10 protein-coding genes are annotated in these 14213 nt (G+C 64.8%); 9 read left to right on the forward strand and 1 reads right to left on the reverse strand.

The window, feature by feature from the left end:
• The first annotated feature begins 22 nt into the window (after positions 1-22).
• The 9 genes from gltB to XM53_RS03710 all read left to right on the forward strand — a co-directional run bounded on the left by gltB (position 23) and on the right by XM53_RS03710 (position 13713).
• A complete protein-coding gene (gene gltB, locus XM53_RS03670; RefSeq protein WP_057790420.1) occupies positions 23-4555 on the forward strand; it encodes a glutamate synthase large subunit in 4533 nt (1510 codons plus the stop codon).
• 159 nt (positions 4556-4714) lie between these two features.
• Positions 4715-5401 carry a monofunctional biosynthetic peptidoglycan transglycosylase gene (mtgA, locus tag XM53_RS03675; RefSeq protein ID WP_236544409.1) on the forward strand — a complete coding sequence of 229 codons (687 nt, stop codon included), beginning with the start codon at positions 4715-4717 and terminating at the stop codon, positions 5399-5401.
• Between the two features lie 58 nt (positions 5402-5459).
• Positions 5460-6125: an FtsZ-binding protein FzlA gene (gene fzlA, locus XM53_RS03680; RefSeq protein WP_057790425.1), complete on the forward strand. Its 666-nt coding sequence runs from the start codon at positions 5460-5462 to the stop codon at positions 6123-6125.
• A 51-nt stretch (positions 6126-6176) separates the two neighbouring features.
• Positions 6177-7226 (forward strand): tRNA epoxyqueuosine(34) reductase QueG, encoded by a 1050-nt coding sequence (gene queG, locus XM53_RS03685; RefSeq protein ID WP_057790427.1) that lies wholly within the window; start codon positions 6177-6179, stop codon positions 7224-7226.
• 44 nt (positions 7227-7270) lie between these two features.
• Positions 7271-9271, forward strand: coding sequence for a hydantoinase/oxoprolinase N-terminal domain-containing protein (locus XM53_RS03690; protein ID WP_057790429.1), 2001 nt, complete (start codon positions 7271-7273; stop codon positions 9269-9271).
• 88 nt (positions 9272-9359) lie between these two features.
• A complete protein-coding gene (locus tag XM53_RS03695) occupies positions 9360-10559 on the forward strand; it encodes a glycine C-acetyltransferase (protein ID WP_057791226.1) in 1200 nt (399 codons plus the stop codon).
• On the forward strand, positions 10556-11476 hold the full coding sequence (locus XM53_RS03700; protein ID WP_236544410.1) for a PLP-dependent cysteine synthase family protein: 921 nt from the start codon (positions 10556-10558) through the stop codon (positions 11474-11476). The genes XM53_RS03695 and XM53_RS03700 overlap by 4 nt, the downstream gene beginning before the upstream one ends.
• Before the next feature lie 3 nt (positions 11477-11479).
• A complete protein-coding gene (tdh, locus tag XM53_RS03705; protein ID WP_057790431.1) occupies positions 11480-12523 on the forward strand; it encodes an L-threonine 3-dehydrogenase in 1044 nt (347 codons plus the stop codon).
• A 179-nt stretch (positions 12524-12702) separates the two neighbouring features.
• Entirely contained in the window at positions 12703-13713 is a 1011-nt protein-coding gene (locus XM53_RS03710) for a GlxA family transcriptional regulator (RefSeq protein ID WP_082630721.1), read from the forward strand.
• On the opposite strand, the gene XM53_RS03715 is transcribed toward XM53_RS03710, so the two are convergent.
• Positions 13670-14200 (reverse strand): glutathione peroxidase, encoded by a 531-nt coding sequence (locus XM53_RS03715; RefSeq protein ID WP_082630768.1) that lies wholly within the window; start codon positions 14198-14200, stop codon positions 13670-13672. The genes XM53_RS03710 and XM53_RS03715 overlap by 44 nt on opposite strands.
• Positions 14201-14213 lie beyond the last annotated feature (13 nt).

The following is a 14213-nucleotide window of genomic DNA, read 5'->3' on the forward strand; positions in this document are numbered from 1 at the left end:
CACCCATTGAAAGGGTATAGTGATGACCAAATTCGATGAAAACTGGGCCGCGCAGGAAGAAACCAAGCGCAAGTGGATGGCCGAGAACGGCATGTATTCCGAAGAGGAAGAGCATTCCTCCTGCGGTGTCGGCCTGGTGGTTTCGATCAACGGCAAGGAAAGCCGCAAGGTGGTCGAGGCGGGTATCGACGCTCTCAAGGCGATCTGGCACCGGGGCGCGGTGGATGCCGACGGCAAGACGGGCGATGGCGCGGGCATCCACATCCAGATTCCCGCCCCGTTCTTCTATGACCAGGTTCGCCGCACCGGCCACGAGCCGCGCGAGGATCAGCTGCTTGCCGTGGGCCAGGTCTTTCTGCCGCGCACGGATTTCGGGGCGCAGGAAACCTGCCGGACCATCGTTGAAACCGAAGTGCTGCGCATGGGGCACTATATCTACGGCTGGCGGCACGTGCCCGTGGATATCAGCGTGCTGGGCGAAAAGGCCAACGCCACGCGCCCCGAGATCGAGCAAATCCTTATTTCCAACGCCAAGGGCATCGACGAAGAGGATTTCGAGCGCGAGCTTTACGTTATCCGCCGCCGGATCGAGAAAGCCGCCGCCGCCGCCGGTGTCGGGCAGCTTTACATCGCGTCGCTCAGCTGCCGCAGCATCATCTACAAGGGCATGATGCTGGCCGAGCAGGTGGCCGAATTCTATCCCGACCTCAAGGACGAGCGGTTCAAGTCGAACTTCGCCATCTATCACCAACGCTATTCCACCAATACCTTCCCGCAATGGTGGCTGGCGCAACCTTTCCGGATGCTGGCCCATAACGGCGAGATCAACACGCTGAAGGGCAACACCAACTGGATGAAGAGCCATGAAATCCGCATGGCGTCGCAATCGTTTGGCGACATGGCCGAGGATATCAAACCGATCATCGCCCAAGGATCGTCGGATTCCGCTGCATTAGACTCTGTTTTCGAAGTGCTGGTGCGCGCCGGCCGCTCGGCGCCCATGGCCAAGACAATGCTTGTCCCCGAAAGCTGGTCCAAGCAGGCCGAGGAATTGCCCGTCGCGTGGCGCGACATGTATTCCTACTGCAACTCGGTGATGGAGCCGTGGGACGGCCCCGCCGCGCTGGCCATGACCGATGGCCGCTGGGTCTGTGCCGGGCTCGACCGGAACGGGCTGCGCCCGATGCGCTATGTCGTGACGGGCGATGGCCTTGTCATCGCGGGCTCCGAGGCCGGAATGGTGACGATAGACGAGGCGACCGTGCGCGAAAAAGGCGCGCTGGGCCCGGGCCAGATGCTGGCCGTCGACACGCAGAAGGGCGTTCTTTACCACGACACCGAGATCAAGGACAAAATGGCGCGCGCCCTGCCCTTTGACGAATGGGTGGGAAAGATCACCGACCTCGATGAGCGTCTGGCCGGGGTGACCGAAACCGCGACCTGTTCGGGCACCGAACTGCGCCGCCGCCAGATCGCCGCAGGCTATTCCGTGGAAGAACTGGAACAGGTGCTCGCCCCCATGGCCGAGGATGGCAAAGAGGTCGTGGCCAGCATGGGCGACGATACGCCCAGCGCGGTCCTGTCCAAGAAATACCGCCCGCTCAGTCACTATTTCCGCCAGAACTTCAGCCAGGTGACCAACCCGCCGATCGACAGCCTGCGCGAATTCCGCGTCATGAGTCTGAAGACCCGGTTCGGCAACCTCAAGAACGTGCTGGATGAATCGAGCGCCCAAACCGAGATCATGGTGCTGGAAAGCCCCTTTGTGGGCAACGCGCAATGGCAGGCCATGCTGGAATGCCTGAACGCCGATGTATGCGAGATCGACTGCACGTTCGAGTCCGGCAAGGGCGCACTCAAGGCCGGGCTGGAACGCATCCGGGCTGAGGCAGAGGACGCGGTGCGCTCCGGCTCGGGGCATATCGTGCTGACCGATCAGGGCGTTTCCGAGACCCGCATCGCCATGCCGATGATCCTGGCCACCAGCGCCGTGCACAGCCACCTGACGCGCAAGGGCCTGCGCACCTTCACCAGCCTGAATGTCCGTTCGGCGGAATGCATCGACCCGCATTACTTCGCCGTCCTGATCGGCGCGGGCGCCACCGTGGTCAACGCCTACCTCGCCGAGGACAGCCTGGCCGACCGGATCGAGCGCGGCCTGCTGGACTGCTCGCTGACCGAGGCCGTGGCGCGCTATCGCCTGGCCATCGACCAGGGCCTGCTGAAGATCATGTCGAAGATGGGCATCAGTGTAATCTCGTCCTATCGCGGCGGCCTGAATTTCGAGGCTGTGGGCCTTTCCCGCGCCATGTGCGCCGAGTACTTCCCCGGCCTCACCAGCCGTATCTCGGGCATCGGCATCAGCGGCATCCAGGCCAAGCTGGAGGAAATCCACGCCACCGCCTTCCGCGGCGGCAAGAACGTGCTGCCCATCGGCGGCTTCTACAAGTCGCGCAAGTCGGGCGAGACCCACGCCTGGGGCGCGCAGACCATGCACATGATGCAGATGGCCTGCAACAAGGCCAGCTTCGAGCTGTGGAAGCGCTACAGCCAGGCGATGCAGGCAAACCCGCCGATTCACCTGCGCGACCTGATGGCGATCAAGCCCATGGGCGAGGCCGTACCGCTGGAAGAGGTGGAAAGCGTCACCGCGATCCGCAAACGCTTCGTCACGCCGGGCATGTCGCTGGGCGCGCTCAGCCCCGAGGCGCACAAGACCCTCAACGTCGCCATGAACCGCATCGGCGCGCGCTCTGACAGTGGCGAGGGCGGCGAGGATCCGGCGCATTTCGTGCCCGAACCCAACGGCGACAATCCGTCAGCGAAGATCAAGCAGGTCGCGTCGGGCCGCTTTGGCGTCACGGCGGAATACCTCAACCAGTGCGAAGAGCTGGAAATCAAGGTGGCCCAAGGCGCCAAGCCCGGCGAGGGCGGGCAGCTGCCCGGTATGAAGGTGACCAAGCTGATCGCGCGCCTGCGTCACTCGACCGAGGGCGTTACCCTGATCTCGCCGCCGCCGCACCACGATATCTACTCGATCGAGGATCTGGCGCAGTTGATCTATGACCTCAAGCAGATCAACCCGACCGTGAAGGTCTGCGTCAAGCTGGTGTCGCAATCCGGCGTCGGCACGATTGCCGCCGGCGTGGCCAAGGCCAAGGCCGACGTGATTCTGATTTCGGGTCATAACGGCGGCACTGGCGCGTCGCCCGCCACGTCGATCAAATATGCCGGCCTGCCCTGGGAAATGGGCCTGACCGAGGCGCACCAGGTTCTGTCGATGAACAACCTGCGCGACCGCATCACCCTGCGGACCGATGGCGGGTTGCGCACCGGGCGCGACATCGTCATGGCCGCGATGATGGGGGCCGAGGAATACGGCATCGGCACCGCCGCCCTGATCGCCATGGGCTGCATCATGGTGCGCCAGTGCCAGTCCAACACCTGCCCCGTGGGCGTGTGCACGCAGGACGAGTCGCTGCGCGAAAAGTTCACCGGCAATGCCGACAAGGTGGTGAACCTGATCACCTTCTACGCGCAGGAGGTGCGCGAGATACTGGCCAGCATCGGCGCGCGCAGCCTCGATGACGTGATCGGCCGTGCCGACCTGCTGACCCAGGTCAGCCGTGGCTCGGCGCATCTGGATGATCTGGACCTCAACCCGATGCTGATCACCGTGGACGGGGCGCAGCACATCACCTACGACCGCAACAAGCCGCGCAACGAGGTGCCCGATACGCTGGACGCCGAAATCGTGCGCGATGCCGCGCGGTTCCTCAACGACGGCGAGAAGATGCAGCTTCACTATGCCGTGCAGAACACGCACCGCACCGTGGGCACCCGCGTCAGCAGCCATATCGTCCGCAACTTCGGGATGCGCAACGCCCTGCAGCCCGACCACCTGACCGTCAAGCTGACCGGCAGCGCGGGTCAGTCCCTGGGCGCTTTCGCGGCGCCGGGGCTCAAGATCGAGGTGTCGGGCGATGCGAACGACTATGTCGGCAAGGGCCTGTCGGGCGGCACCATCGTGGTCCGTCCGCCCATGGTCAGCCCGCTGGAGGCCGCCGATAACACCATCATCGGCAACACCGTTCTCTACGGTGCGACCGAAGGGTTCCTCTTTGCCGCCGGGCGCGCGGGCGAACGCTTTGCCGTGCGCAACTCCGGCGCCAAGGTGGTGATCGAGGGCTGCGGCAGCAACGGGTGCGAATACATGACCGGCGGTATGGCCGTGATCCTGGGCTCTGTCGGCGCGAATTTCGCCGCCGGCATGACCGGCGGCATGGCCTTCCTCTATGATCCCGAAGGCGACACCGACAAGCTGATCAACCGCGAGTCGGTCGTGACCTGCCCGGTGACCGAGCTGCACTGGCTGACCGAACTCAAGACCCTGATCGAGCGCCATGCAGATGAAACCGGCAGCCGCCGCGCCGCCGATATTCTGCAATATTGGGAAGCCGAAAAGGACAAGTTCGTTCAGGTCTGTCCCAAGGAGATGCTGGGCAAGCTGGAGCATCCCATCGGGATCGAAGACAGCGCCATTCCGGCGGAATAGAGCCTGAATCATACTCCGGCCGGGGACAGATAAACCATGCCTCCGGCCGGGATACTCTCGGCCGGACGAAACTGCCGATTGACCATCGGACCCCGGTTTGCACTATTGCGGGCAGCGATGGCCAGGAAACAGAGCAGCAGAAAATCCAAACCTTCGGTGATGGATCGCATCGCCGCCCCGGTGGTGTGGGCGCGGGTCTGGGTCGTGCGCGTGGTCCTGATCGTCGTGGTCATCGTCTGCGGCACGGTGCTGGCGCATCGCTGGTACGCCCCGCCCGACACGCTCTACATGAAGCAGGAGGTGTTTCGCCTGGGCGAGATCCGCCACCAATGGGTGCCTTTGAACGATGTCGCGCCCGTGATGGCGCGCTCGCTGGTGGCGGCCGAGGACGCCAACTTCTGCCTGCACTGGGGTTTCGACATGAACGCCATCCGCGACGCGCTGGAAGACGGGAGCGGGCGCGGTGCCTCGACCCTCAGCCAACAGGTCGTCAAGAATGTCTATCTCTGGCACGGGCGCAGCTGGACCCGCAAGGCGCTGGAAGCGGCGCTGACCCCGGTGGTCGAGCTTTTCTGGTCCAAGCGGCGGATCATCGAGGTCTACCTGAACGTCGCCGAATTCGACGAGGGGATCTTCGGCATCGACGCCGCGGCCCGGCACTATTTCGATGTCGCCCCCGACGCGCTGACCGACGTGCAGGCCGCCCGGCTGGCGGCGATCCTGCCCAACCCCAAGGACCGCTCGGCGGCACAGCCCAGCGACAGCACCCGCAACCGTGCCGCCGGTATCATGGACGGGGCGGCCACGATTCGCCGTGACGGGCGTGCGGCCTGTTTCGAGGATTGAAATAGGCGCGGTTTGCGGGCATTGAAGAACAGATTTCCGCCAGCCGCCCGGAGCAGACATGGCCAAGCTTTACCACGTTCCCCTCTCCCCCTTCTGCCGGAAGGTTCGGCTCTGCCTTGCGGAAAAGCGGATCGAATGCGAGCTGGTCGAGGAACGTTACTGGGAAGCCGATCCCGATTTCCTGCGCCGCAATCCGGCGGGCAAGGTGCCGGTGCTGCGGCTGGATGGCATGACCCTGTCGGAAAGCACGCCGATCTGCGAATACCTCGAAGACAAGTACCCCGAGCCCGCCCTGCTTCCCAAGGCGCACGAGGGGCGATACGAGGTGCGGCGGCTGGTGGGCTGGTTCGATGACAAGTTCCACAACGAGGTGTCGTCCAAGCTGCTGTACGAACGGGTGAACAAAAAGGTCATGGGCCAGGGCTTTCCCGACAGCACCAACGTCAAGGCGGGCGCCAAGGCGATCAAGTTCCACCTCGATTACATGGCGTGGCTGCTGGACCGCCGCCGCTGGCTGGCTGGCGACGTGATGACCCTTGCCGATTTCGCCGCCGCCGCGCACCTGTCCAGCCTCGATTATATCTCGGACGTCGATTGGAACCGCTCCGAGGTGGTCAAGGACTGGTACGCCAAGATCAAGTCGCGCCCGGCCTTCCGCAGCATCCTGGCCGACCAGGTGCCGGGCTTCCCGCCGCCGGCGCATTATGCCGACCTTGATTTTTAAGGGGCTCTGTCTCTCGGCCTGCACCCCAAAGTATTATGGCCAAGAAAAAGCATGGATGGGCTGAAACAGAGACTGGTTGCGCAAGCCCTGGCGGAGGGGTTCGACCTTTGCCGCGTGTGCCGTCCGGGTGACGTGCCACAGGTGCCCGCGCGTCTGGCGGCCTTTCTGGACAGGGGCTATCATGGACAGATGAATTGGCTGGCCGACCGGGCGCATTGGCGCGGTGCGCCCGACGTGCTGTGGCCCGAGGCGCGGTCTGTCATCATGCTGGGCGAAAGTTACACGCCTCAGAGTGACCCGATGGCGACGCTGGACGACCCCGAGGTCGGGACCGTCTCGGTCTATGCGCGCAACCGCGATTATCATGACGTGGTCAAGAAACGGCTGAAGCGGCTAGCGCGCTGGCTGATCGCCGAGGCGGGCGGCGAGGTGAAGGTGTTCGTCGATACCGCCCCGGTGCCGGAAAAACCGCTGGGCGAGGCGGCGGGGCTGGGCTGGCAGGGTAAGCACACCAACCTGGTCAGCCGCGACATGGGCAGCTGGTTCTTCATCGGGTCTGTCTTCACCACGCTTGAAATAGACACTGATCCGGCGGAAGTGGACCATTGCGGATCGTGCCGCGCCTGTCTGGACGTGTGCCCGACCGATGCCTTTCCGGCGCCCTATCAGCTGGATGCCCGGCGCTGCATTTCCTACCTCACGATCGAGCACAAGGGCCCGGTCGACGAGGACTTGCGCGCAAAGATGGGCAACCGGATCTATGGCTGCGACGACTGCCTTGCCGTCTGTCCGTGGAACAAGTTCGCGGTCAAGGCGACGGAGCTGCGCTATCACGCCCGTGACGATCTTGTCGCGCCGCCGCTGGCAGAGCTGGCGCAACTGGATGATGCCGGCTTCCGCGCGCGGTTCTCGGGCAGTCCCATCAAGCGCATCGGGCGCGACCGTTTCGTGCGCAACGTGCTTTATGCCATCGGCAATTCCGGTCGCCCAGCGCTGCGGCCGGTTGCGCAGGATTTGTGCGACGATCCCGACGCAACCGTGGCCGATGCGGCGCACTGGGCGGTAAAGCGTCTTTCCGATGCCGCAAACGGGCGGGAATAACCTCTGGTTTCCCGTAAACCCGAACCCGGACAAAGGGGACACTCATGGCAATTCTGTTGGGCGTGGACACAGGCGGCACCTATACCGACGCCGTTCTGGTGCGCGATGAGCGTGAGGTGATCGCCAGCGCCAAGGCCCTGACCACGCGGCAGGATCTGTCCATCGGCATCGGCGACGCGATCGAGGCGGTTCTGGCCCAAAGCGGGGTGACGCCGGACCAGATCGGCCTTGCCTCGCTTTCCACCACGCTGGCCACCAACGCGCTGGTCGAGGGGCAGGGCGGGCGCGTCGGGCTGGTCTATATCGGCTTTCGCGAGCGTGACCTCGACACCCATGGCCTGACCGAGGCGCTGGCCGGCGATCCCGCGCTTGTTCTCAGCGGCGGGCACAACCACGCGGGCAGCGAGACGGCGGCGCTGGATGAACCCGCACTTTCCGCATGGTTAGAAACTGATCTGGGCGCCTCGGCCTTTGCTGTCGCCAGTCAGTTCGCCACCCGCAACCCCAGTCACGAGCTGCGCGTGGCCGAGATGATCCGCGCTGCCACCGGCAAGCCGGCCAGCTGCTCGCACCACCTGTCGGCCAAGCTGAACGGGCCGAAGCGGGCGCTGACCGCGCTCTTGAACGCGCGGCTGATCGGCATGATCGCGCGGCTGATCGAAAAGGCCGAAGCCACGCTCACCCGGTTCGGTATCGACGCGCCGCTGATGGTGGTGCGCGGCGATGGGGCGCTCATTTCCAGCGCCCAGGCGCGGGAACGCCCCATCGAGACCATTCTCAGCGGTCCGGCGGCCAGCATCGTCGGCGCGCGCTGGATGACCGGCGCCGATCACGCGCTGGTCTCGGATATCGGCGGCACCACCACGGACGTCGCCGTTCTGCGCGATGGCCGCCCCATGATCGACCCCGCCGGCGCACAGGTCGGCCCCTGGCGCACCATGGTCGAGGCGGTCGCGATGCGCACGACCGGCCTGGGCGGCGACAGCGAGGTGCACGTGCTCGACGAAGGGTTGGTTGGCGGTGTTACTCTCGGCCCGCGCCGGGTGGTGCCGGTCAGCCTGATCGCGCTGGAAGATCCCGCCGCCCTGCATGCCGTGTTGGACGACCAGTTGCGCAACGACACGCCGGGCGAACATGACGGGCGGTTCATCCGCATCGTGCCGGGGGTCGACGCTGACGGGCTGGGTCCGAAAGAGACCGCCCTGCTGGACCGGATCGGCACCGGGGTGAAACCGCTTGGTGCGGTGCTGCGCAACCGGATGGACGGCGCGGCGCTGCGTCGGCTGGTGGCGCGGGGTCTCGTACAGGTCGCCGGCGTCACGCCGTCGGATGCCAGCCATGTGCTGGGGCGTCTGGATGCGTGGGATGCCGATGCCGCGCGCAAGGCCGTGCAATTGGTCGGGCGCAAGCGGACCGGGAATGGCAACCGCCTGTGTCCGGACCCCGAGGCGATGGCGCAGATGATTGTCAATCAGTTGACCCAACAGACGACTTTAGCATTGTTAGAGACTGCTTTCGCCGAGGACGACCACGACTTCGGCCTGCCCGCGGCTCAGCTGGCGCGGCATGTCCTGATGCAGAAAGGGCTGGACCGGCATCGCGGCTTGGTGCGGCTGGACACCGGGTTGAACGTGCCGGTGATCGGGCTGGGCGCCTCGGCCAGCAGCTATTATCCCGCTGTGGGCAAGCGCCTTGGCTGTGACATGATCCTGCCCGAACATGCCGGGGTCGCCAACGCCATCGGCGCGGTGGTCGGGCGCGTCACGATCCGGCGGCAGGGCACCATCACCAGCCCCGCCGAGGGCCGGTTCCGCGTGCACCTGGAAACCGGGCCGGAGGATTTCATCGAGTCGGACAAGGCGATGGAGCGATTGGAAGACGTCTTGAAATCCGACGCGCGCCAGACAGCCCTTGCCGCGGGCGCCGAGGACTTGCAAACCGGCGTTACCCGCGACATCAAGACCGCACAGGCCGAGGCGCGCGAAGTGTTCCTGGAGGCCGTCATTACGGTGGAGGTCAGCGGGCGGCCGCGCATCGCCACGTGACCGGGTCACTCATCTGACGGCTGCGCTTGTGATCGGCGGCTGTTACATTGAATATTTGAGAAACGATGAAAGCGAGGGGCAGCGCACCATGCGGGCGGCCAAGAAATTTGATGCCGATATTGCCGGGCGCCTCGACGGGCTGCGCGACGACGGGCTTTACAAGACCGAGCGGGTGATCACCTCGATGCAGGCCGGCGAGGTGACGCTGGACGGCGGGCACGAGGTGGTGAACCTTTGTGCGAACAACTATCTTGGCCTTGCCGACGATCCGGAGGTCATTGCCGCCGCGCACGAGGCGCTCGACCGTTACGGTTTCGGCATGGCGAGCGTGCGGTTCATCTGCGGCACGCAGGAAGAGCACAAGGCGCTGGAAGCGCGGATCGCGGGGTTCCTGGGGACAGAGGACAGCATCCTTTACGCCGCCGCGTTCGACGCGAATGCAGGTTTGTTCGAGACGATTCTGGGCCCCGAAGACGCCATCATCTCCGACGCCCTGAACCATGCCAGCATCATCGACGGTGTGCGCCTGTGCAAGGCGCAGCGCTATCGCTATACCAACAGCGACATGGCCGATCTGGAACGCTGCCTGAAAGAGGCGAAAGGCGCGCGCCACCGCCTGATCGCCACCGATGGCGTGTTCAGCATGGACGGCTATATCGCCAGGCTGGACCAGATTTGCGACCTGGCTGAGCGCTATGAAGCGATGGTCATGGTCGACGATTGCCACGCCACCGGATTCCTCGGCGACACCGGGCGCGGCAGTCATGAGCATTGCGGAGTCATGGGGCGCGTGGATATCCTGACCGGCACTTTGGGCAAGGCGATGGGTGGCGCCTCGGGTGGCTATACCGCGGCCAGCGCGCCGGTGGTCGACTGGCTGCGGCAGCGCTCTCGGCCTTACCTGTTTTCCAACACCCTCGCGCCGGTGATCGCCGCCGCCTCCCTGCGCGTCTTCGACCTGCTGGAGGAACGAGGCGACGATCTGCGCGGTCGGCTGTGGGACAACGCCGCCTATTTCCGCGAGCGGATGGGCAAGCTGGGGTTCGAGTTGCTGCCCGGGCAGCACGCGATCATCCCCGTCATGCTGCGCGACCCCAAGCTGGCGCAGGAGATGGCCAAACGGCTGAACGACCGCGGCGTCTATGTCACCGCGTTCAGCTTTCCGGTCGTGCCGCGCGAACAGGACCGCATCCGCACCCAGATGAGCGCCGCCCTGACCCGGCCCATGCTGGACCGCGCCATCGACGCGTTCGAGGCTGTGGGCCGGGAACTGGAGGTGATCTCGTGACCGTCCTGCCCTCTGTGATCGAGGCGATGGGCGACACGCCCTTGATCGAGTTGAGCCGTATCAGAGACGCATTGCACCTCAATGGCCGCATCCTCGCCAAGCTCGATTACCTGATGCCCGGCTTTTCCAAGAAGGACCGCGCGGCGCGGGCGATCATCGAAGGCGCGCGCGCCACGGGCGACCTCGCACCGGGCCAGACCGTGGTGGAATTGACCTCGGGCAACATGGGCACGGGGCTGGCCATTGTCTGCGGCGTGCTGGGCCATCCGTTCGTCGCGGTGATGAGCGAAGGAAATTCCGAGGAGCGCGCCCGGATGATGCGGGCGCTGGGGGCCGAGGTGATCCTCGTCCCGCAGGCCCAAGGCAGCCGCAAGGGCGAGGTCTCCGGCGCGGACCTCGCGCTGGTCGATGCCGCCGCGCAGGAGATCACGGCAGAGCGGGGCGCCTACCGCGCCGACCAGTTCGAGCGGGCGGGCAATCCCCTGTCGCACGAGATGGGCACCGGCCCCGAGATCTGGGCGCAGTCGGGCGGCACGGTCACCGCGTTTTGCGACTTCATCGGCTCGGGCGGTACACTGGGCGGCGTGACGGCCTATCTTGGCCCAAAGGGCGTCCGCTGTTACGGGATCGACCCCGACAAACCCGATCACCCGATCCAGGGCGGCGGCTATTCCATGCCGGACCTCACGCACCTGAAATCCGCCAATCTGGCCGGAACAGTCACTGTTTCCGGCCGCGACGCCGCCGAGGCCGCTCGCCTCCTGGCCCGCACCGAAGGCATATTTGCCGGCTATTCCGCCGGGGCCAACCTTGCCGGCGCGATCCAACTGCTGGGCGGGGTCGAACAGGGCGGCACCGTTGCCATCGTGATGTGCGACAGCGGCCTCAAATACCTCAGCACCGATTTGTGGGACTAGACCATGCAGAACCAGATGAAAGCCCTCGTAAAGTCCAAACCCGAACCGGGCCTGTGGATGGAGCACGTCCCGGTCCCCGAACCGGGGCCGAGCGATGTGCTGATCAAGGTCAGGAAATCGGCCATTTGCGGCACCGACGTGCATATCTGGAAATGGGACGAATTCAGCGCCAAGACCGTGCCCGTGCCGATGGTCGTCGGTCACGAATTCGTCGGCGAGATCGTCGATACCGGCCCTGCGGCAATGAAATACCGGATTGGCCAGCGCGTCAGCGGCGAGGGGCATATCGTTTGCGGCGCCTGCCGGAACTGCCGTGCCGGGCGCGGTCACCTGTGCCGCAACACAAAGGGCGTGGGCGTGCATCGCCCCGGCAGCTTTGCCGAGTATCTCTGCATCCCGGAATCCAACGTCGTCCCGATCCCCGAGGATATCCCCGACGAGATCGCCGCCATCTTCGACCCGTTCGGCAACGCCGTGCACACCGCCCTGTCCTTCGACCTTGTGGGAGAGGACGTTCTGGTCACCGGGGCCGGGCCCATCGGCATCATGGGCGCGCTCGTGGCGCAGAAGGTGGGCGCGCGCAAAACGGTGATCACCGACATCAACCCCTATCGCCTGAACCTCGCCCAAAAGATGGGCGTGCAGCACGTGGTTGATACCAGCAAAGAACAGCTGCGCGACGTGATGGATCAGATCGGCATGACCGAAGGCTTCGATGTGGGTCTGGAGATGTCCGGCGCGTCGGCGGCCATGCAGCAGATGATCTCGCGCATGAACAACGGCGGCAAGGTCGCCCTGCTGGGCATCGCGCCCACCGAATTTCCGGTCGACTGGAACACCGTCATTTTCAGGATGCTGCATATCAAGGGCATCTACGGCCGCGAAATGTACGAAACCTGGTACAAGATGATCGCGCTGGTGCAGTCGGGGCTGGACGTGTCCGGCCTGATCACGCACCGGATCGGCATCGACGACTTCGAGGACGGCTTTGCCGCGATGATCTCGGGCAATTCCGGCAAGGTGGTGATGGACTGGGGCGTGTCCTGAGGGCCTGACACGCGTGATCCGACCCGTCGCAGCGATGTGGCGGATTGGATCAAATCGTGTCGCCTGCGGACCTGTTTCTGCCGAAAACCCGCGCGACAGGCAGGGCCGGTCCGGTTGATTGGTACCGCCTACGCGTCCCGTCGACGGGCCTTGCGCGACCCACAGCCAAAGATCTTTTGATGCGCGACACCGACCAGCCGCCGAAACGCTATGTCTTCCTGCTGATCCCCGGCTTTTCGATGCTGGGCTTCACCTGCGCGCTGGAATCGCTCAGCCTCGCCAACCGGCATTCCAGCAATCGCACATTTTATGAATGGCGCCTGCTCAGCGCCGATGGCGCACCGGCCAGGGCTTGGAACGGCGTGACGGTCGCCGTGGACGGCGCGCTGGAGGAATTGCGCCGCGACGATACGCTGGTGGTCTGCGCCGGTCACGCGGCTACGGCGGGCAGCACCAGGGACGTGCTGGCATGGCTGCGCCGCGAAACGCGCAAAGGCCTCAGTTTCGGTTCGCTTTCCAGCGGCGCCTACACCCTTGCGCTGGCGGGCCTTATCGCCGGCCGCCGGGTCAGCACCCATTGGGAATATGTCGATGCCCTGACCGAGGCGCTGCCGCAGGTCACCGTGCAGGACACGATCTATTCCGTCGACGGCCGCGTGTTTTCCTGTGCTGGCGGGGCGTCCTCGATGGACCTCATGCTGCACCTCATCGGCGAGGATTACGGACCCAAACTGGTGGAATACGTGGCCGAACAGATGGTCTATACCGCCCCCCGCGACCACAGCCAGTCTCAGCGCCTGTCCCTGCCCGCCCGCGTCGGACGCGGCAACCGCCGCCTGACCCAGGCGATCGAGATCATGCGCGGCAATATCGAGGATCCGTTGAAACTCGGCGAACTGGCCGCGATGGTCGGCGTGTCCGTGCGACAGCTGGAACGGCTCTTCATGGCTTTCCTGAACACCTCGCCCAGCCGGTATTATCTGGAAATTCGGCTGGAAAAGGCTCGAAACTTGCTGCGTCAGACCGAAATGAGCATCACCGAAATCAGCGTACTTTGCGGCTTTACCAGCCCCACGCATTTCTCTCGTGCCTATCGCAAGCTTTACAGCATCGCCCCCAGCAAGGAAGCCGACGCAACCACCCCGGTCAGCCGCCCGTCCGGGCCAGCAGCTTCTCGATCTCGCCGGTGATCGTGGACGACATCGGCTTGACGGGCGAGCCATAGGTGCCCACGACCTTGCCCTCGGGGCTCAGCAGGATCTTGTTGAAATTCCAGCGCGGCGTAAACCCGGCCTCTTGCGCGACCGAACGATAAAACGGGTGCGCATCGGGGCCGCGAACATTCGTGATACCGGTCATCGGCAGGGTCAGGTCATAGTTCACTTCGCAGAACTCCTTGACCTCGTCCTCGCTCGCCAATTCCTGGTTGAAATCGTCCGACGGCACCGCCAGCACCACCAGCCCCCGGTCGCGGTAGGTGTCGTATAGCCGCTGCAAATCCGAATACTGGCCCGTGAAGCCACACATCGAGGCGGTGTTGACCACCAGCACCGGCTGCCCCTGCCAATCCGACAGGCGGTGCGTGCCCCCGTCGATATTGGTAAAGGTCGATTGCAGGTCCAGCGCAAGCGCGGGAAGGGCAAAAACAGTGGCCAGCAGGCCGAGAAGAAAGCGCATGATCATACTCCGA

This window comes from Roseovarius atlanticus (assembly GCF_001441615.1).
Classification (GTDB): Bacteria; Pseudomonadota; Alphaproteobacteria; order Rhodobacterales; family Rhodobacteraceae; genus Roseovarius; species Roseovarius atlanticus.

Excerpts from the sequence above, each read along its gene's own strand:
- XM53_RS03710 (WP_082630721.1), top strand. The coding sequence starts at position 12,703 with ATGCGCGACACCGACCAGCCGCCGAAACGCTATGTCTTCCTGCTGATC.
- XM53_RS03715 (WP_082630768.1), bottom strand. The coding sequence starts at position 14,200 with ATGCGCTTTCTTCTCGGCCTGCTGGCCACTGTTTTTGCCCTTCCCGCG.
- gltB (WP_057790420.1), top strand. The coding sequence starts at position 23 with ATGACCAAATTCGATGAAAACTGGGCCGCGCAGGAAGAAACCAAGCGC.
- fzlA (WP_057790425.1), top strand. The coding sequence starts at position 5,460 with ATGGCCAAGCTTTACCACGTTCCCCTCTCCCCCTTCTGCCGGAAGGTT.
- XM53_RS03695 (WP_057791226.1), top strand. The coding sequence starts at position 9,360 with ATGCGGGCGGCCAAGAAATTTGATGCCGATATTGCCGGGCGCCTCGAC.
- mtgA (WP_236544409.1), top strand. The coding sequence starts at position 4,715 with ATGGATCGCATCGCCGCCCCGGTGGTGTGGGCGCGGGTCTGGGTCGTG.
- XM53_RS03690 (WP_057790429.1), top strand. The coding sequence starts at position 7,271 with ATGGCAATTCTGTTGGGCGTGGACACAGGCGGCACCTATACCGACGCC.
- tdh (WP_057790431.1), top strand. The coding sequence starts at position 11,480 with ATGCAGAACCAGATGAAAGCCCTCGTAAAGTCCAAACCCGAACCGGGC.
- queG (WP_057790427.1), top strand. The coding sequence starts at position 6,177 with ATGGATGGGCTGAAACAGAGACTGGTTGCGCAAGCCCTGGCGGAGGGG.